The sequence below is a fragment of the Paracoccus stylophorae genome, from assembly GCF_028553765.1.
In the GTDB taxonomy this organism is placed as follows: Bacteria; Pseudomonadota; Alphaproteobacteria; order Rhodobacterales; family Rhodobacteraceae; genus Paracoccus; species Paracoccus stylophorae.
In genome coordinates this window covers 376439-395204 of record NZ_CP067134.1, presented here as the reverse complement: position 1 = coordinate 395204, position 18766 = coordinate 376439, and the positions used below count along the sequence as shown (strand labels likewise).

18 protein-coding genes and 1 riboswitch are annotated in these 18766 nt (G+C 69.6%); of the genes, 15 read left to right on the top strand and 3 right to left on the bottom strand.

The features are described 5' to 3' along the window. Nucleotides 1-19: 19 nt before the first annotated feature. The 3 genes from JHW45_RS01895 to JHW45_RS01885 are packed head-to-tail and all read left to right on the top strand — an operon-like array spanning nt 20 to nt 2687. A complete protein-coding gene (locus JHW45_RS01895) occupies nt 20-550 on the top strand; it encodes a TRAP transporter small permease (RefSeq protein WP_272859276.1) in 531 nt (176 codons plus the stop codon). Beyond that, nucleotides 547-1866, top strand: coding sequence for a TRAP transporter large permease (locus JHW45_RS01890; RefSeq protein WP_272859275.1), 1320 nt, complete (start codon nt 547-549; stop codon nt 1864-1866). The genes JHW45_RS01895 and JHW45_RS01890 overlap by 4 nt, the downstream gene beginning before the upstream one ends. 35 nt (nt 1867-1901) lie before the next feature. Further along, nucleotides 1902-2687: an SH3 domain-containing protein gene (locus tag JHW45_RS01885; RefSeq protein WP_272859274.1), complete on the top strand. Its 786-nt coding sequence runs from the start codon at nt 1902-1904 to the stop codon at nt 2685-2687. A gap of 50 nt (nt 2688-2737) precedes the next feature. On the opposite strand, the gene JHW45_RS01880 is transcribed toward JHW45_RS01885, so the two are convergent. Next, a complete protein-coding gene (locus JHW45_RS01880; RefSeq protein WP_272859273.1) occupies nt 2738-3190 on the bottom strand; it encodes a hypothetical protein in 453 nt (150 codons plus the stop codon). 86 nt (nt 3191-3276) lie between these two features. Between JHW45_RS01880 and JHW45_RS01875 the strand changes: the two genes are divergently transcribed. From JHW45_RS01875 to JHW45_RS01855, 5 genes are all read left to right on the top strand, one after another. Further along, a complete protein-coding gene (locus JHW45_RS01875; protein WP_272859272.1) occupies nt 3277-3699 on the top strand; it encodes a MarR family winged helix-turn-helix transcriptional regulator in 423 nt (140 codons plus the stop codon). A 127-nt stretch (nt 3700-3826) separates the two neighbouring features. Continuing rightward, complete coding sequence (locus JHW45_RS01870; RefSeq protein WP_272859271.1) at nt 3827-5083, top strand: imelysin family protein; 1257 nt, start codon at nt 3827-3829, stop codon at nt 5081-5083. Beyond that, nucleotides 5067-6656 carry a di-heme oxidoreductase family protein gene (locus JHW45_RS01865; protein WP_272859270.1) on the top strand — a complete coding sequence of 530 codons (1590 nt, stop codon included), beginning with the start codon at nt 5067-5069 and terminating at the stop codon, nt 6654-6656. Before JHW45_RS01870 ends, JHW45_RS01865 begins: the two co-directional genes overlap by 17 nt. Continuing rightward, nucleotides 6656-7645, top strand: coding sequence for an imelysin family protein (locus JHW45_RS01860; RefSeq protein WP_272859269.1), 990 nt, complete (start codon nt 6656-6658; stop codon nt 7643-7645). Before JHW45_RS01865 ends, JHW45_RS01860 begins: the two co-directional genes overlap by 1 nt. Then, complete coding sequence (locus JHW45_RS01855; protein ID WP_419181821.1) at nt 7642-8718, top strand: DUF1513 domain-containing protein; 1077 nt, start codon at nt 7642-7644, stop codon at nt 8716-8718. Before JHW45_RS01860 ends, JHW45_RS01855 begins: the two co-directional genes overlap by 4 nt. A 106-nt stretch (nt 8719-8824) precedes the next feature. Here JHW45_RS01855 and JHW45_RS01850 read toward each other — a convergent pair whose 3' ends face one another. After that, nucleotides 8825-9754: a LysR family transcriptional regulator gene (locus JHW45_RS01850; protein WP_272859268.1), complete on the bottom strand. Its 930-nt coding sequence runs from the start codon at nt 9752-9754 to the stop codon at nt 8825-8827. 124 nt (nt 9755-9878) lie between these two features. Here JHW45_RS01850 and JHW45_RS01845 point away from each other — a divergent pair, with 124 nt between their 5' ends. Both JHW45_RS01845 and JHW45_RS01840 read left to right on the top strand, forming a co-directional pair. Then, a complete protein-coding gene (locus JHW45_RS01845; RefSeq protein WP_272859267.1) occupies nt 9879-10820 on the top strand; it encodes a ring-cleaving dioxygenase in 942 nt (313 codons plus the stop codon). Between the two features lie 49 nt (nt 10821-10869). Next, a complete protein-coding gene (locus JHW45_RS01840) occupies nt 10870-11412 on the top strand; it encodes an NADPH-dependent FMN reductase (RefSeq protein ID WP_272859266.1) in 543 nt (180 codons plus the stop codon). Here JHW45_RS01840 and cobO read toward each other — a convergent pair. Further along, nucleotides 11409-12038: a cob(I)yrinic acid a,c-diamide adenosyltransferase gene (gene cobO, locus JHW45_RS01835; protein ID WP_272859265.1), complete on the bottom strand. Its 630-nt coding sequence runs from the start codon at nt 12036-12038 to the stop codon at nt 11409-11411. The genes JHW45_RS01840 and cobO overlap by 4 nt on opposite strands. Nucleotides 12039-12077: 39 nt before the next feature. Then, a riboswitch (cobalamin riboswitch) is annotated at nt 12078-12281 on the top strand. A 99-nt stretch (nt 12282-12380) separates the two neighbouring features. On the opposite strand from cobO, the gene JHW45_RS01830 reads away from it, so the two are divergent. The 5 genes from JHW45_RS01830 to JHW45_RS01810 are packed head-to-tail and all read left to right on the top strand — an operon-like array spanning nt 12381 to nt 18764. Beyond that, nucleotides 12381-12746: a DUF1636 domain-containing protein gene (locus JHW45_RS01830; RefSeq protein WP_272859264.1), complete on the top strand. Its 366-nt coding sequence runs from the start codon at nt 12381-12383 to the stop codon at nt 12744-12746. A gap of 3 nt (nt 12747-12749) precedes the next feature. After that, nucleotides 12750-13796, top strand: coding sequence for a cobalamin biosynthesis protein CobW (gene cobW / locus JHW45_RS01825; RefSeq protein ID WP_272859263.1), 1047 nt, complete (start codon nt 12750-12752; stop codon nt 13794-13796). Further along, nucleotides 13796-17029, top strand: a complete 3234-nt coding sequence (gene cobN / locus JHW45_RS01820; RefSeq protein ID WP_272859262.1) for a cobaltochelatase subunit CobN — start codon at nt 13796-13798, stop codon at nt 17027-17029. The genes cobW and cobN overlap by 1 nt, the downstream gene beginning before the upstream one ends. Next, nucleotides 17026-18135 (top strand): precorrin-3B synthase, encoded by a 1110-nt coding sequence (locus JHW45_RS01815; RefSeq protein ID WP_272859261.1) that lies wholly within the window; start codon nt 17026-17028, stop codon nt 18133-18135. The genes cobN and JHW45_RS01815 overlap by 4 nt, the downstream gene beginning before the upstream one ends. Continuing rightward, a complete protein-coding gene (locus JHW45_RS01810; protein ID WP_272859260.1) occupies nt 18135-18764 on the top strand; it encodes a precorrin-8X methylmutase in 630 nt (209 codons plus the stop codon). Before JHW45_RS01815 ends, JHW45_RS01810 begins: the two co-directional genes overlap by 1 nt. Nucleotides 18765-18766: the final 2 nt, after the last annotated feature.

Here is an 18766-nt window from a genome sequence, read left to right as displayed (position 1 = left end):
ACCGCGAGGGGGGCACGCCATGGACGAACCGCTGACCGAACACGCCCATCCCGTGCCGCTGCCCGGCTGGCTGACGGCGCTGTGCCGCGCGGTTGCCGGTCTCGGCGGGCTTGCCCTGCTGGCGATGATGCTGATGACGGTCGTCAGCGTCGCTAAGCGGACGATCCTGGGCGCGCCGATTCCGGGCGATTTCGAACTGGTCGAGATCGGCAGCGCCGTCGCGATCTTCTGCTTTCTGCCGTGGTGTCAGGCCACCGGCGGGAACGTGGTGGTGGATTTCTTCACCCAGAAGGCCAGCGCGCAGACGAACCATCTTCTGGAGGCGGTGGGCGACCTTCTGTATCTGCTGATCGCCGCGCTGCTGTTGTGGCGCATGATCCATGGCGGGCTTGAGATGCGCCAATACGGCGAGCAGTCGATGGTCCTGCGCATCCCCGTCTGGTGGAGCTTTGTGATCGTCCTGCCGGCGATGGGTCTGCTGGTCGCCACCACCGCGGCCACCATGATCGGCCATCTGCGCATGGCGCGCGCCGGAAAGGCGCGGGCATGACGGGGATCGCCGCCGGGCTGACGGGGTTCGCGGTGCTGCTGGCGCTGATGGCGGTGCGTATCCCCATCGGGGTCGCGATGCTGGGCGTCGGCATCGGCGGCTATGGGCTGTGGACGGGAACGACGCCGCTGCTGGCGTTCCTGAAAACCTCGACCTACTACCAGTTCTCGACCTATTCGCTGTCGGTCATTCCGCTGTTCGTGCTGATGGGCGAATTCGCCACCAAGGCCGGGATGAGCCGGGCACTGTATCGCACGGCGGCGGCGTTTCTGGGGCATCGCAAGGGCGGGCTGGCCATGGCCTCGATCGGCGGGTGCGCGGCCTTCGGCGCGATCTGCGGCTCGTCGCTGGCCACCGCCGCCACCATGGGCCAGGTCGCCCTGCCCGAGATGAAGCGATACAACTACAGCGGCGCGCTGGCCACCGGATCGCTGGCGGCGGGCGGTACGCTTGGCATCCTGATCCCGCCTTCGGTGATCCTGGTGCTGTATGCGCTGATGGCCGAACAAAGCATCGCCAAGATGTTCGTGGCGGCACTGGTGCCCGGCGTGCTGGCCGCGCTCGGTTATATGGTCGCCGTGGCCATCTTCGTCAGCCGCAATCCCGATGACGGTCCGGCCGGCCCGCGCGCGAACTGGGCCGAACGGCTTGGCGCGCTGCGCGAGACCTGGACGCTGATCGTGATCTTCGCGCTGGTCATCGTGGGCATGTATCGCGGCTGGTTCACGCCGACCGAAGCCGCCGCCGTCGGCGCCTTCGGCACCGGATTGCTGGCGGTGCTGCATGGCGGGATGCGGCTGAGGGGAATCGCGGATTGCCTGCGCGGCACCGCCGTCACCTCGGGGATGATCTTCCTGATCCTTCTGGGGGCCGAGACGTTCAACGCGTTTCTGGCGCAGACCCGGACGCCGATGCTGCTTGCCGATGCGATCCAGAATTCCGGCCTGACGCCGATGCTGGTCCTGCTCGCGATGCTGGTGCTGTATCTGGTGCTGGGCTGCGTGATGGATTCGATGTCCATGCTGCTGCTGACGATCCCGATCTTCTATCCGATCATCGCGGGGCTGGATTTCGGCATGCCGCGCGAAGAAACGCTGATCTGGTTCGGCATCCTTGCCGTCGTGGTGGTCGAGGTCGGGCTGATCACCCCGCCGGTGGGCATGAACGTCTTTGTCATCAACGGCATGGCCAAGGACGTGCCGATGATCGAAAGCTTTCGCGGCGTGCTGCCGTTCCTGATCAGCGACGTGATCCGCATCGCGGCGCTTGTGGCCTTTCCCTTCGTCACCTTGGGTCTGGTGCGATTGCTGGGCTGAACCGCCGGAACGACCCCCGTCATGGAGGCAAGACGATGCGCCTGAGAACGATCCTGTTTGCGATGTGCTGCGCCATGGGCCTTGGCCCGGCCTGGGCTGAAATCGACGGGCACGGGCCGGATGCCTGGCGCGTGACCGGCGTGGCGCGGGACGACGTGCTGAACATGCGGATGGGTCCGGGCACCGAATATCCGGTCATCGACCAGTTGCCGCCCGATGCGCGCGCGCTGGAACAGATCACATGCGTGCCGTTGCTGATCCCCTCGATCGCCAACCGGCTGACGCAGGCGCAGCGTGCCCGCTTGCCGCAACGGTGGTGCCTGATGCGCACCGCGGATACGGCCAAGGCGGGCTGGGTCGCGCAGCGTTTCCTGATGGAGGATACGGGACCGGCGGTCGCGCCGCCGGCAACCGATGCCACCCAGATCCCGATGCAGCAAACCGGCGATCCGCTGATCGACGCGGCGGCGCGGCTCGTCCACGACCTGTATGCCGCGTTCGAAACCGCGGACAGCCGGGAAGAAAACCCCTTCGCGCCCGCCAACGCGCCCAGGTTCTTCCATGCGGGCATCGTGCCGGATCTGCGCGGGCATGGCGCCGATCTGCTGTATGACGCGCAGGATTTTCAGGGCAGCGTCACCCGCATCGCCCCCGATCCCGACACCCCGATGTTTCGCGGCACGATCCGCATCAATGCCGTGATCCAGAATTTCGGCCGGTCCAGCAGCGCGGTATTCCATCTGCGCGCCGATAGCGACCAGGCCGACGCCCCCTTCCGCATCTTCCGGATCGAGCATGACGGCTGGAGCTTTCCGGACTGATCGCCGCGCCATCGCGCCCATCGCGCCGGCCGGGCCAGCTGGTCCGCGACTCAGCAGGCCCGCGCCGGGTGCCGCGATCTGCCGGCCAGCCGCAGACCGTCGCGCATGTTCATTGACAGCAAGGCGATATTGACCCCGCCCACGATCAGTTCGACCGCCTGAACCGTATAGAAGCCCGTATCGAACGCGCCTGCCTGCGCCTTGGCGGACAGGTAGAAGGCGGCGGGAATAAGGATCAGGATGCCGTTGGCCGCGATCACGGGCATCCGCCGGCGCTTGGCCGCGACCAGCGGCCCGCGCCGCTGGCGGCCCAGCCGGAAGCCCGACCCGCCCACCGCCATCAGCGCCGGGACGAGGATCACGAACCCCCACGGGATCGCGGTCTTGACGGCCGTCACGACGCCCTGGTCCGCGAACAGTTCCGACAGCGCGGTGGCAAGCCAGAAGCTGAGGATCGTCAGCAGGGCAAGGGTGCCCGCGATGGGATGGATGATCTTGGTCATGCGAGTTCTCCGTGTGTGTCAGGCCAAGTTGAATAGCAAGCTATATATACTTGTATAGCAAGCTATGCAACTGCTATGACAGCTGCATGGATTTTGAAAAGGACCAGTCGGCGGGTTATCTGGCAAACCACGTCGCGCGGCTGTTCGCGCGCGGGCTGACGGCGCGAATCAAGCCGCTTGGGCTGACGACCGGCACGTTTCCGGCGCTGCTGGAGTTGTGGGAACAGGACGGGCTGACGCAGAAACAGCTGGTGACGCGGCTGGATATCGAACAGGCGACCATGGCCAACACGCTGACCCGAATGGAGCGAGACGGCCTGATTCGTCGCGAACGGGACGACACCGATGGCCGGGTCCAGCGCGTCTGGCTGACCGACCGCGCGCGCCGCCTGCGCGGCCCGGCCATCGACGCCGCAATGCAGGAAAACGCCCGCTCGCTGGCGCCGCTGAGCCCGCAGGAACAGCAGGTTTTCGTCGACCTGATGCGCCGGATCATCGCCGGCAGCTAGGGCGGCGGGCGCGCCGACGTCGCGGCGGCCGGATTGCCCCAGCAAAGAAGTCAGGAATTGACTTTCGGTGCCGTTGCGGACCAGAACAGCGAAACCGATGCGACGCGCATCCCGACAGGAGAAGCCCATGAAGACCACCCTCGTCCTTTCGGCCCTGGCCTCGGCGGTCGCCCTGCCCGCAATGGCCGGAAAGCCGGACGTCGTCGCCAATTACGTTGCCATCGCCCATGCGACCTATGAAGACAGCCTGACCAAGGCCAAGGATCTGCAGGCCGCCATCGACGCGCTGATCGCCGAACCTTCGTTCCAGACGATGCAGGCCGCGCGCGTTGCGTGGCGGCAGGCGCGCGTTCCCTATATGCAGACCGAGGCGTTCCGCTTTGGCAACCCCATCGTCGATGACTGGGAGGGCAAGGTGAATGCCTGGCCGCTGGACGAGGGGCTGATCGACTATGTCGATGCCTCCTATGGCGGCGCGTCGGACGAGAACGAATACGCCGCGCTGAACGTGATCGGCAACACGACCTTTACCCTTTCGGGCAACCAGATCGACGCGACCGAAATCACCCCGGACCTGCTGTCCGACACGCTGCACGAGGCCGACACCATCGAGGCGAACGTGGCCACCGGATACCACGCCATCGAATTCCTGCTGTGGGGTCAGGACCTGAACGGCACCGATCACGGCGCGGGCGACCGGCCCTGGACCGATTACGCGCAGGGCGCGGATTGCACCAACGACAATTGCGACCGGCGCGCCGCGTATCTGAAGGCCGCGACCGATCTGCTGGTCAGCGATCTGGAATGGATGACCGCGCAATGGGCCGAAGGGGGCGAGGCCGCATCGGGGCTGACCGCCGATCCCGATGCCGCGATCACCGCGATGCTGACCGGCATGGGCAGCCTGTCCTATGGCGAACTGGCGGGCGAGCGGATGAAGCTGGGGGTGATGCTGAACGACCCCGAGGAAGAGCATGACTGTTTCTCCGACAACACCCATGACAGCCATTATTACGATGGCATCGGCATCAGGAACGTCTATCTGGGCCGCTATGTGCGCGTCGATGGCAGCGTCGTGTCGGGCGAAAGCCTGTCGTCGCTGGTCGAGGCGGCCGATCCGGCGACCGACGAATCGCTGCGCCGCGGGCTGTCGGACAGCGTCGCGCGGCTGGGCGACCTGAAGACCGTGGCCGAGGCCGGAACCTCGTATGACCAGCTTCTGGCGCGCGGCAATGCCGAGGGCGAGGCGCTGATCATGGCCGCCGTCGATGCGCTGGTCGCCCAGACCCGCGACATCGAACGCGCGGTCGACGCGCTGGGCCTGCAACAGATTGGGTTCGAAGGCTCGGACAGCCTCGATGCGCCGGATGCGGTCTTCCAGTAAACACCTGACCCTGCTGCGGCGTCTGCCGCTGCTGGCGCTGGTCGTCGCGGGTGCGGGGCTGGCGCAGACGCCGCTGCCCTCGGCCGAGGCGCTGCATCTGGACGACCCGCATCTGAACGCGACCGCCCGCACCCCGGACGAGGCGGCGCGGATCGCCGCGGTCGTCGCGCCGACCTCCGATTTCAGCGCGCCCGAGCCGTTCGAGGTCAATCCCGGCGGCGCGGCGACGGTGCGGGCGCGCGACGACGCCGACGCGTTCTCGCTGCCGTCGGGCAATATCTCGTTCGAGGGCGAGTTGCGCTTCAAGCTGGGCAACGGGCTGTTTCGCAAGCTGTGGGTATCCTCGCCCGCATCGACGCTGGCATCGGACGGGCTGGGGCCGCTGTACAATTCGCGGGCCTGCCAGAACTGCCACCTGAAGGACGGGCGCGGCCATCCGCCCGATACGCCCGACGCGCCGGGCGGGTCGATGTTCCTGCGCCTGTCGGTTCCCGCCGCCGACAACGACCCGCGCACCGAGATCGAGGATTATCTGGCCGGCACCGGCAATCCCTATCGCCCCACCCGGCCCGATCCGGTCTATGGCGGCCAGTTGCAGGATCTGTCCGTCGCCGGCGTCCCGGCCGAGGGGCGGATGGCAATCGCCTATACCGAGGAAACCGTGCCCCTGTCGGGCGGCGAGGTCGCGCATCTGCGCCGGCCGCGATACCGCATCGACAATCCCGGCTATGGCCCGCTGCGCGACGATCTGATGATCAGCCCGCGCGTCGCCCCGCAGATGATCGGGCTGGGCCTGCTGGAGGCGGTGCCGGCGCGCGACATCGCGGCGGGCGCGGACCCCGACGATGCGGATGGCGACGGCATTTCGGGGCGGGCGCAGATCACCTGGTCGGTCCGCCATCGGCGCCCGATGCTGGGACGGTTCGGCTGGAAGGCCGGGATGCCCACGATCGAGGAACAGTCGGCCAGCGCGTTTTCGGGCGATATCGGCATCTCGAACCCGCTGCATCCGGCGCCGTCGGGCGATTGCACGCCGGCCCAGGCCGCCTGTCTGAACGCCCCCAACGGCGCGGGCGACGCGCGCGGCACCGAGATCGACGCCGAGGCGCTGGATCTGGTCACGTTCTACAGCCAGCACCTGGCGGTGCCGGCGCGGCGCGGCGCGGACGATCCGACGGTGCTGCGCGGCAAGCAGGTGTTCTACGCCACCGGCTGCGCCGATTGTCACCGCCCCAAATTCGTGACCGCCCGAATGCAGGACCGGCCCGAACACAGCTTTCAGCTGATCTGGCCCTATACCGACATGCTGCTGCACGACATGGGCGAGGGGCTGGCCGACGACCGCCCCGAAAGCCTGGCCAGCGGGCGCGAATGGCGCACGGCGCCGCTGTGGGGGATCGGCTTGACGCAGCAGGTGAACGGGCACAGCCTGTTCCTGCATGACGGCCGCGCCCGGTCGATCCTGGAAGCCATCCTGTGGCATGGCGGCGAGGCGCAGCCCGCCCGCGATGCCGTCACCGACATGCCGCCCGACGACCGCGCGGCGCTGATCCGATTCGTGGAAAGCCTGTGATGCGCCTTGCCGCCTGCCTGCCGGTCCTGATCGCCCTGATGCCGCTGCCGGCGCTGTCGGATGTGACGGACGTCCTGCGCGACCATGTCCGCCCCGCGACCGCGGGGTTTGCCGATGCCACCCGCGCGCTGGCGGAAGCGGCCGAACGCGACTGCACCGCGACCGCGCTGCGCCCGGCATATCAGGACAGTTTCGACGCCTGGATGGGGCTGTCGCATCTGGGCCTTGGGCCGCTGGAACAGGACGGTCGCGCGCTGACCGTCGAATTCTGGCCCGATCCGCGCGGACTGGTCTCGCGCACCGTCCGCGGCCTTGTCGCGAACGCCGATCCGGCGGTCGAATATCCGCAGGAATTCGCGCAGGTGTCGATTGCCGGACGCGGGCTGATGGCGCTGGAACTGCTGATCTATGGCGACGATGCCGGTTATGGCGCGGACGATTACGCCTGCCGCTATGCCGCCGCCATCGCCGCCGATCTGGCCGCGATCGCGCAGGCGGTGCAGGACGACTGGCAGGATCATGCGCAGCTGATGCTGGCGGCAGGCGAAGACGGCAACGACCGCTATCTGTCGCCCCGGGAACCGCAGCAGGCGTTCTACACCGCGCTGCTGTCGGCGCTTGAATTCGACGCCGATCAGCGGCTGGGCCGGCCGATGGGCAGCTTCGATAAGCCGCGCCCGAAACTGGCCGAGGCATGGCGGTCGGACCGGCCGCAGCGCAACATCGTGCTGTCGTTGCAGGCGCTGCGCGATCTGGCGCTGGATCTGGCCGCCCGGCCCCTGCCCGCGACCGAGGCGGCCTTCGCCACCGCGCTGGCCACGGTCCGGTCGCTGGACGATCCGCGCCTTGGCGGTGTCGCCACGCCGCAGGGCCGGCTGAAGGCCGAGATCCTGGCGCAGCAGATCCGCGCCGTCGGCGACGCCGTCCGGGCCGAAATCGGCGGCCAGCTGGGGCTGACCGCCGGCTTCAATTCGAAGGATGGCGATTGATGCGCCGGCGCGGCTTTCTGACCGCGCTTTTGGCCGGCGCCATCGCGCCGCGCCTGTCCTGGGCCGATGCCGGCAGCCCGGCGATGCTGGGTGCCGCGCGCGAGGCGGATGGCACCCATGCGCTGTACGGTCTGGCGCAGGATGGCTCCGACACGTTCCGCATCGCCCTGCCCGGCCGCGGCCACGCCGCCGCCGCCCACCCGACCGCGCCCGAAGCCGTGGCCTTCGCCCGCAGTCCGGGCACCTTCGCCCTGGTGCTGAACTGCGCCAGCGGCACGGTGATGGCGCGGCTGCACGCCCCGCAGGGCCGGCATTTCTATGGCCACGGCACCTTCATCGCGAATGGCGATGTCCTGTGCACCTCGGAAAACGATTTCGCCACCGGGCAGGGACGGATCGGGCTGTGGTCGCGCGCCCGCGACTGGACCCGGATCGGCGAGATCGCAACCCACGGCATCGGCCCGCACGAGATCCGGCGCACCGACGGCGACGTGATCGTGGCGGCCAATGGCGGCTATCGCAGCGATCCCGCGCGGCCCGGCGTGAAGCTGGACGTGCCGGCGATGCGACCCAACCTGGCCTATATCGGCGCGGACGGGCAGTTGCTGGACAAGGTCGAACTGACCGCCGACCTGCGGCTGAACTCGATCCGCCACATCGCCCTGGGCCGGGACGGGCTGGTGGCCTTCGGGATGCAGTGGCAGGGCGATCCGGCCGACGGCGTGCCGCTGATGGGGCTGCACCGGCGCGGACAGGCGACGGTCCTTGACCGGATGCCCCTGCACGAGGCGGTGGCGATGGGCGGCTATGTCGGCTCGATCGCCTTCGACGGCGCGCGCGGCCGCGTCGCGATCAGCTCGCCGCGCGGCGGGCGGGTGCAGATCTTCGATGCGACCGGCACCCATCTTCAGACGATCCGGCGCGAGGATGTCTGCGGCCTTGCCCCCTCGGCCGCGGGTTTCGTCATCTCGGACGGGCTTGGCGGGCTGATCCGCGCCGAGGGCCGGGTCCGCAGACTGGCCAGCAAACCCGGCCGCGCCTGGGATCATCATCTGGTGCCGGTGGGCGCCTGATCGCCCCTCGCCCTCTTTGCAAATACCTGCGGGGGTGAATTGGCCGCAGGCCAAGAGGGGGCCGGCGAGGCCCCCTTTCCGGCAGGGCGGCGCAGGCCGCGCCGGATCATGTGTCCTTCCCGCTTTCAGGCGGCCCGATCCCGCGCTGCCACGGCGCTTCGGTCGAAAACGCGCCGGCCAGATGGTCGATGAAGGCGCGGGTCTTGCGCGGCATCGGCCGGACCGGCGGCCACACCACGCTGATCGGCAGTTCGCGCTGCGGCAGATCGGGCAGCAGCCGCACCAGCCTGCCGTCGCGCAGCGCGTCATGGACGATGAACAGCGGCAGCAGCGCCAGACCCAGCCCTCCGATGGCCAGATCGCGCATCGCCTCGCCGTTATTGGCGGTGATGCGGCCGACGGGGGGCGGCGCGATCCGGCCGCCGAAGGGCCAGATGCGGGACAGCCGCGCGTTCAGATAGCCGATGGCGGTATGGCGGGCCAGATCGCCCGGTTCATCGACCGCGCCGTGCCGCGCCAGGTAATCGGGGCTGGCCACCAATATCTGCGGATCGGTGCACAGCCGGCGCGCGATCAGCGTGCTGTCGTGCATCTGCTCGATGCGCAGCCCCACGTCAAAGCCCGCCCGGCCCAGATCGGTCAGCTGGTCGTCGTAATCCAGCACGATCGCCAGTTCGGGATGGGCGCGCGCAAAGCCCGCGATCACCGGGCCCAGATGGCGGACGCCAAAGCTCATCGGGGCGGCCACCGTCAGCTTGCCGCGCAGCGGCGCGTCGTCGCCCGTCACACTTTCGGTCGCGGCGATCAGCTGGGCCAGCGCCGGGCGCAGCCGTTCGGCCAGCGCATGGGCGCTGTCGGTGGGCGCGATCCGGCCGGCGTGGCGGATGAACAGCGGCACGCCCAACGCCGCCTCGAAATCGCTGATCCGCTTGCTGACCACGGATTTCGACAGATCGGCCCGCGCCGCCGCGCCCGAAATGCTGCCGGCCTCAAGCACCGCCAGAAAGGTCTGAATGTCGCTGATCCGCCAATCCATGCCGGGAACCATAGCCGTCCGTCCGCCGTTCGCAATATCCGAACGCAGGGTTGCGCCCATGCCGGGTGTCGCGAACGGTCCGGCCCGCCATATAGGAACCAAGCAACCGCACAGGAGCCGCAACATGCAGCTGACAGGCATTCATCATCTGACGGCGATCACCGCCGATGCGCCGGCGAACAACCGGTTCTATACCGAAACCCTTGGCCTGCGCCGGGTGAAGAAGACCGTGAACCAGGACGATACCTCGGCCTATCACCTGTTCTTCGCCGATGGCGCCGGCACGCCGGGCACCGACATCACCTTCTTCGAATGGCCGGTGGAACGCGAACGCCGCGGCACCCGCTCGATCAGCGGCACCGGGCTGCGCGTGGCCGAGGACAGTCTGGACTGGTGGGCCGGGCGCCTGGCCGATCTGGGCGTCTCGACCGGCAGGATCGCCACGCTGGACGGCCGCCCCGGTCTGGATGTCGAGGACCCCGAGGGGCAGCGCCTGCGCCTTGTCGCCGCCCCCGAACCGACCGGCGAGGCGTGGGCGAAAAGCCCGGTGCCGGCCGAACACCAGATCCGCGGGCTGGGGCCGATCACCATTTCGGTCCCGGAACTGGCCCAGACCGAGGCCGTGCTGACGCAGGTGCTGAACATGCAACAGGTGCGCGACTATGCCGCCCCCGACGGGCAGGGCCGCGTCCATGTCTTCCAGATGGGCGATGGCGGCGCGGCGGCAGAGCTGCATGTCGCGGTCCAGCCGGGCCTGCCGGTGGCGCGGCAGGGCGCGGGCGGGGTGCATCACGTGGCCTTCCGCGTGCCGGGCAACGCCGAGTTGACCGAATGGGCCGCACGTCTGCAACAGTTCCGCGTGCCCAATTCCGGCGAGGTGGAACGATATTACTTCCGGTCGCTTTATTTCCGCGAACCGGCGGGCAATCTGTTCGAGATCGCCACCGACGATCCTGGTTTCGACGTGGACGAGCCGCGCGACACCATGGGCGAGGCCCTGTCGCTGCCCCCCTTCCTCGAGGGCAAGCGCGACCGGATCGCGGCGGGGCTGAAGCCGCTGGACTGACGGAACGGCCGAAGGCGCAACGCCTTCGGCCACATAACGGAGAACGTGCATGACCACCATCCTGGGCCTCAGCGGCAGCTTGCGCCGCGCGTCCTTCAATTCCGGCCTGCTGCGCGCGGCCCGCGAGGTCGCGCCCGACGGCGTCGAGATCGTCATCGGCTCGATCGCCGAGGTGCCGTTATATGACGGCGATGCCGAGGCGGCGTCGGGCACGCCGCCCGCCGTGCAGCGGCTGAACGAACAGCTGGCGCAGGCGGACGGGCTGCTGATGGTCACGCCGGAATACAACAACGGCATTCCCGGCGTCTTCAAGAACGCCATCGACTGGATGTCGCGCGGCGAGGGGCTGAAGCTGTTCCGGGGCAAGCCGGTCGCGGTCACCGGCGCCTCGCCCGGCAGTTTCGGCACGATCCTGTCGCAGACGCACTGGTTGCAGGTCTTGCGGACGCTGAACACCCGGCAATGGCACGAGGGGCGGCTGATGGTGTCGCGGGCCGGCGATCTGTTCGACGCGGACGGCAACCTGACCGACGACAAGACCCGCCAGCGTCTGGCCGAGTTCGTCGCCGGGTTCGCCGCGTCCCTGCGCTAGAACTCGACCCCGGCCTGCGCCTTGATGCCGGCCTTGAAGGGATGGCGGATCATGGTCATTTCGGTGACCAGATCGGCCATCCCGATCACCGCCTCGGGCGCGCCGCGACCGGTCAGCACCACATGCGTCATCGGCGGTTTTTCGTCGGTCAGGAACGCCACCAGTTCGGCCGCGTCCAGATAGCCGTATCGCAGCGCGATGTTCACCTCGTCCAGCAGCACCATGCGGATCTGCGGATCGCGGATCAACTCCTTGGCCCGGTCCCATCCCGCTTGCGCGGCGGCGATGTCGCGCGACTTGTCCTGCGTTTCCCAGGTAAAGCCCTCGCCCATGGCGTGAAAGCTGCACAGATCGGCGAAATGCGTCGTCAGCAGGCGCCGTTCCCCGGTGTCCCACGCCCCCTTGATGAACTGCACCACCGCGCAGGGCATGCCGTGCGCGATGCAGCGCATGATCATGCCGAAACCGGAACTGCTTTTGCCCTTGCCCGACCCTGTATGCACGATCACCAGCCCCTTTTCGCCGGTCTTCGTCTGCATCATCCGGTCGCGCGCGGCCTTTTTCTTGGCCATCTTCTGCGCGTGGCGGGTCTGATCGTCGGGCGTGATCTGATCGGTGTCGGACATCGTGCGGCTCCTTGCGCTTGACAAGACGGGTGCGCCTGCTTCAGGTGAAGGCGCGCTGGTTCCTGTTCTATGACAGGCGAAGAGGGAATGCGAAAGGTCCGGCCCCATGGCCGGTCCCGAACGCAGCCGCCCCCGCGACCGTGACCGGAGAGGTCGCCCAGGCCACTGGCCCCGAAAGGCCGGGAAGGCGGGCCGACCGTTTGATCCGCAAGCCGGGAGACCTGCCAGACGCAATTGTTGACGGGCGGACGGGGTGATCCGCGACCGGCAGGCAAGGTCTGGCGATGCGCGCCCCCTTGTCCGTCTGGCCCTGACCCCGACGCACAGAGGGGAAGGGCCGCGATGCGCGCCATCTTGCACGTCTGCACGACCTGCCGCGGAATCGCGGCCGACCCGCTTGCGCCGCGACCGGGGGCGCAGCTGCACGCCGCGCTGGCCGCCGGGACTGTGCCCGAAGGCGTCGAACTGCGCCCGGTCGAATGTCTGTCCGCCTGTTCGCAGGGCTGTTCGGTGGCGCTGAGCGCGCCGGGCAAATGGTCCTATGTCTATGGCCGGCTTGGCCCGCAGGACGCGCCCGACATCCTGGCGGGCGCTGCGTCCTATGCCGCCGCCGAGGACGGGCTGGTGCCGTGGCGCGACCGTCCGGCGATCTTCCGCAAGCAAAGCCTTGCCCGCATCCCGCCCACAGTTTCCGACGAAAGCGAGTGATCCATGACCGATCTTACCAAGACCCCCGTCACCGTCGTCACCGGCTTTCTGGGTGCCGGCAAGACGACGCTGATCCGGCATCTGATGCGCAATCCGCAGGGCCGGCGGCTGGCCGTTCTGGTCAACGAATTCGGCACGGTCGGCGTCGATGGCGACATCCTCAAGGGGTGTGCCGACGACAACTGCCCGGCCGAGAACATTCTCGAGCTGTCGAATGGCTGCATCTGCTGCACGGTGGCCGACGATTTCATCCCGACGCTGGAACGGCTGATGGCGATGCCGCAAAAGCCCGATCATATCCTGATCGAGACCTCGGGTCTGGCCCTGCCGAAGCCGCTGCTGAAAGCCTTCGACTGGCCCGCGATCCGCTCGCGCATCACCGTGGACGGGGTGATCGCGCTGGCCGACGCCGAGGCGGTGGCGGCGGGCCGGTTCGCCTCCGACGAGGCCGCCGTGCAGGCGCAGCGCGAGGCCGATGACAGCCTCGACCACGAGACCCCGTTGTCCGAGGTGTTTCAGGATCAGATCGCCTGCGCCGACGTGATCCTGCTGACCAAGGCCGATCTGGCCGGTGCCGACGGCATCGCCGCCGCGCGCACAGCCATCGAGGCGGTATCGCCCCGCAGCCTGCCGATCCTGCCGGTGACCGACGGCGCCATCGACCCCAAGGTGATCCTGGGTCTTGGCGCGGCAGCCGAGGACGATCTGGACGCCCGGCCCAGCCACCACGACGGCGCGGCGGACCATGAACATGACGATTTCGACACGGCCGTGATCGAGTTGCCCGAACTCGACGATCCGGCGCATCTGGTCGCCGCGATCCAGCGGCTGGCGCGCGAACGCAACATCCTGCGGGTCAAGGGGCACGTGGCCATCGCGGGCAAGCCGATGCGGCTGCTGGTGCAGGCGGTCGGCGCGCGCGTCCGGCATCAGTTCGACCGACCCTGGGGCGATCTGCCGCGACGGTCCCGGCTGGTGGTGATCGCGGAACACGACGATGTGGACGAGGCCGCGATCCGCGACGCGCTGCTGGCCGCCGTGCCCGCCTGATGCACGTCGTCTTCCGCGAAAGCCACGGTCTGGACGAGACCGACACCCCCTACGATCCCGGCCAGACGCCTGCCGATCTGGTGGTGCTGTCGTTTTCGGACAGCGATCTGGGCGCGTTCGCGGCCGGATGGCGGCGCGCGGCGGGCGGCCTGCCCTCGCTGAGGCTGTGCAACTTGGTGGCGCTGCGCCACCCGGTCTCGGTCGATACGTATCTTGAGAACACGCTGGCCGATGCGCGCGGCATCCTGATCCGGCTGATCGGGGGCGAGGCGTATTGGCCCTATGGGCTGGCCTCGGTCCAGGATCTGGCGCGGCGGCGGGGGATCGCGCTGGCGGTGCTGCCGGCGGACGGGCGCGACGATCCGCGTCTCGACGCGGTCTCGACCGTGCCCGGATCGGTGCTGCGGCAGCTGAAGCGTCTGTGCGATGCGGGCGGCGCGGTGGCGGCGCAGGCGGCGCTGGCGCAGCTTGCGCTGGCGGCGGGGCTGTATGCCGGGCCGGTGCCGGGGCAGAAGACCGTGCCGGAGCGGGGATTCTACGATCCCGACACCGGCGTTATCGCGGCCGCGCCGCCGGGGCCGCTGGTGCTGGTCAGCTTCTATCGCAGCTATCTGAGTGCCGCCGATACCGGCCCGGTCGATGCGCTGATCCGCGAATTCCGTCAGGCCGGATTTGCCAGTTGCGGCATGTTCGCCCCCTCGCTGAAAGCGCCGGGACTTGGCGACTGGCTGCGCGACGGCCTTGGCCACAGCCCGGCGGCCATCGTCAACGCGACCGGGTTTTCGGTGCGCGCCGAGACCGGCACATCGCCCTTCGACGGCGTTGACTGCCCGGTCTTTCAGGTCGCCCTGTCCACCAATCGCCGCCGCGAATGGGCGTCGGCCGAACGGGGCCTGTCGCCGGCCGATCTGGCGATGCATGTCGTCCTGCCCGAGATCGACGGCCGGGTCTTTGCCGGCGTGGTCAGCTTCAAGGCGGCGCAACGACGCGATCCCGACCTGCAATACAGCCGTTTCGCGCATCGCGCCGATCCCGACCGCATCGCCGCGACGGTGCGGCGCGTTGCGGCCTGGCATCGTCTGGCCACGGCGGACCCCGCCGCGCGGCAAGTGGCGCTGGTGCTGTCGACCTATCCCGGTCGCGACTGGCAGATGGCCCATGCGGTCGGGCTGGATGCGCTGGCATCGGGCGATGCGGCAGCCGCGCTGCTGGCGCGCCATGGATACGCCGTCGCGGACGGCCCGCCGGCGCAGGACCTGCGCACCCGGCGACTGGAATGGCCGGTGGCGGATTACCGGGCCGCGCTGCAGACCCTGCCGCCGCGTCTGCGCGACGATCTGGCGGCTGTTTGGGGCGATCCGGCCACCGATCCGGCGGTCGCGGACGGCGCGTTCCGTTTTGCCGCCATCCGGCGCGGTAATCTGCTGCTGGCGCTGCAACCCGAACGCGGCGACACCAGCCGGCGCGACGACGATTATCACGACCTGACCCGCGTGCCGCGCCACGGTTTCGTGGCCTTCTATCTGTGGCTGCGCGCGCAGGGGCTGCACGCGATGATCCACATGGGCGCACATGGCACGCTGGAATGGCTGCCGGGCAAGGCGGTGGCGTTGTCGGACGATTGCTGGCCCGAGGCGCTGACCGGCGATCTGCCGGTGATCTATCCCTTCATCGTCAACGATCCGGGCGAGGCGGCGCAGGCCAAGCGGCGTCTGGGCGCGGTCACGCTGGGCCATCTGCCGCCGCCGATGGAACGGGCGCAGACGCCCGCCGCGCTGATCCATCTGGAACGGCTGCTGGACGAATATTCCACCGCCGACGGGCTGGACCCGGCGCGCCGCGACCGCCTGATCGCCGATATCCGCGACGAGGCGCGCGCCTCGGGCGTCGAAACCGATCTGGGTATCCCGTCTGGCGCCAGCGCCGCCGAGGCGATCACCCGCATCGACCGCTTTGTCTGCGATCTGAAGGAAAGCCGGTTCGGACACGGGCTGCACGTCTTCGGCACCGGGACATGCGGCGCGCAAGAGGCTGCGGGCCTGCTGACGGCGCTGAACGGGCGGCACGTGACGCCCGGCCCGTCCGGCTCGCCCGCGCGCGGGCGCAGCGACGTGCTGCCCACCGGGCGCAACCTGTTCAGCGTCGATCCGCGCGCGGTGCCCACCGCCTCGGCCCATGCGCAGGGTATTCGCCTGGCCCAGGAATTGCTGCGCCGTCACCTTCAGGATCACGGCGACTGGCCGCGCGGGCTGGTCGTCGATCTGTGGGGCAGCGCGACGATGCGCACGGCGGGCGAGGAATTCGCGATGGCCCTGCACCTGGCCGGGCTGAAGCCGGTCTGGGACGCCGGATCGGGCCGCGTGTCGGGGGTCGAGGTGATCCCGCTGGCGCTGCTGGACCGGCCGCGGATCGACGTCACGCTGCGCGTCTCGGGGCTGTTTCGTGACGTGTTTCCGGTGCTGGCGCAGCTGTTTCAGACCGGGGCGGCGGCGCTGGCGGGGCGCGACGAGGACCCGGCCGACAATCCCTATCTGGCCGACGTCCCGCGCGTCTTCGGCCCGCGTCCGGGCCTTTACGGGCTGGGCATGGGCGATGCGGCCGGGGTCCTGACCCCGCAGGCGCGGCACGAGGCGGGCGAGGCGTGGCTGGCCGCCTCAAGCTGGACCATCGGGCGGGACGGGCAGCCGCGCCCGGACCGCGCCGCGCTGGAGATGCGGCTGACGGGTGCCGACAGTTTCGTCCATGCGCAGGATCTGCCCGAAAGCGACCTGTTGCTGGCCGCCGATTATGCCGCGCACGAGGCCGGCTTCGCCGCCGCCATGGCGCGGATCGGGGCAAGCGCGCCGGCGCTGTATCATCTGGACGCGACGCAGCCCGACCGTCCGCGCGCCCGCACGCTGACCGAGGAGATCGCCCGCGTGGTTCGCGCCCGCGCCGCCGACCCGCGCTGGGCCGACGCCATGACCGCCCACGGCTTTCGCGGCGCGGCCGAGATTGCGGCGACGCTGGATCATCTTGCCGCCTTCGCGCATCTGGCGCAGGCGGTGCCCGCGCATCTGTTCGATCTGTATCGCGACATGACGCTGGGCCGGCCCGAGATCGTCCGCTTCATGGCCCGCGCCAATCCCGCCGCGCTGGCCGCGATGCGCGACCTGTTCCACCGGCTGGCCGAGGCGGGGCTGTGGACCACGCGCCGAAATTCGATCGCCGCCACGCTTGAGGCCCAGCCATGAGCGTCGTGAAAGGCTGGTGTCCGGGTGCCCTGCGGCCGATGGAATCGAGCGATGGCTGGGTCGTGCGCCTGCGCCCGCCGGGAGGCCGGCTGAGCCGCGCGCAGGCGGCGGGGATCGCGCGCGCCGCCCGGCTTCACGGCAATGGCCGGATCGATTTGACCGGGCGGGCGAACCTGCAACTGCGCGGGATCACCGCCGACAGCCATGCGCCGCTGCTGGCCGAATTGCGGGCGCTGGCGCTGATCGACCCCGACATCGCGACCGAGACGCGGCACAACATCGTCGTCACCCCTTTCGCGGATGCCGAAACCGACCGGATCGCCGCCGATCTGCGCCGCGCGCTGGCCGCCAGCGACCTGGCCCTGCCGGCCAAGTTCGGCTTTGCCGTCGATACCGGCCCGGCCCCGGGCCTGACTGACACGCCTGCCGATATCCGTCTGGAACGCGACGCGGGGGGCGGGCCGATCCTGCGCGCCGATGGCATGGCGCATGGACAACGGCTAGGCGATCCGGCGCAGGCCGTGGCTCTGGCGGCATGGTTTCTGGATCGCGGCGGCGCGGTGGACGGGCGCGGGCGCATGGGCGCGCTGATCGCGCGCGGCATCGTGCCCGACGGCGCCGACATTCCGGCCCTTGCGCCCGTGGCCGCACCCGGCCCCGGCCCGTGCGCGGGCGGATTTCTGGCCGCGCTGGAGTTCGGGCAGATCGAGGCGGCGCTGCTGGCAACCGTGGCGCGGCTGGGGCCGCTGCGGCTGACGCCGTGGCGGATGCTGCTGATCGAGGGGGCAAGCGCGCTGCCCGACCTGCCCGGCCTGATCGGGCAGCAGGGCGATCCGCGTCTGCGCCTGCGCGCCTGCCCCGGCGCGCCCGCCTGCCCTGCCGCCTTCGCGCCGACCCGCGATCTGGCGCGACGGCTGATGCGGACGGTGCCGCCGGGTGCGATCCTGCATGTGTCGGGCTGCGCCAAGGGCTGCGGCTGGCCGCGCCGCGCCGATCTGACGCTGACCGCCACGCCCGACGGGTTCGACCTGATCCGGGGCGGCCGCGCCGGCGACACGCCCGACCGTCGCGGCCTGGACCCCGACCGACTGACCGAGGTGCCCTGATGGCCCATGATTATGAAAAGGACGGCGCCGCGATCTATCGCCAGTCCTTCGCCACCATCCGGGCCGAGGCCGATCTGGCGCGGTTTGACGCCGATGAGGAACCGGTGGTCGTCCGCATGATCCACGCCGCCGGGCTTGTCGGGCTGGAACGCGATGTCCGCTTCAGCCCCGGCATGGCCGCCGCCGCCCGCTTGGCGCTGGCCCGGGGCGCGCCGGTTCTGTGCGACGCGCGCATGGTCAGCGAGGGGATCACCCGGTCGCGTCTGCCCGCGGCGAACGAAATCGTCTGCACCCTGCACGATCCGCGCGTTCCCGATCTGGCGCACCAGATGGGAAACACCCGCAGCGCCGCCGCGCTGGAATTGTGGCGACCGCATCTGGCCGGCGCGGTGATCGCCATCGGCAATGCGCCGACCGCGCTGTTCCATCTGCTGAACATGCTGGAAGACCCGGCCTGCCCGCGCCCCGCCGCGATCGTCGGCTGCCCGGTGGGTTTCGTGGGCGCGGCCGAATCGAAGGACGCGCTGGCGGCGTCGGCGGTGGCGCCTTGGCTGATCGTCGCCGGACGGCTGGGCGGATCGGCCATCACCGTCGCCGCCGTCAACGCGCTGGCCAGCCGGAGGGAATGACG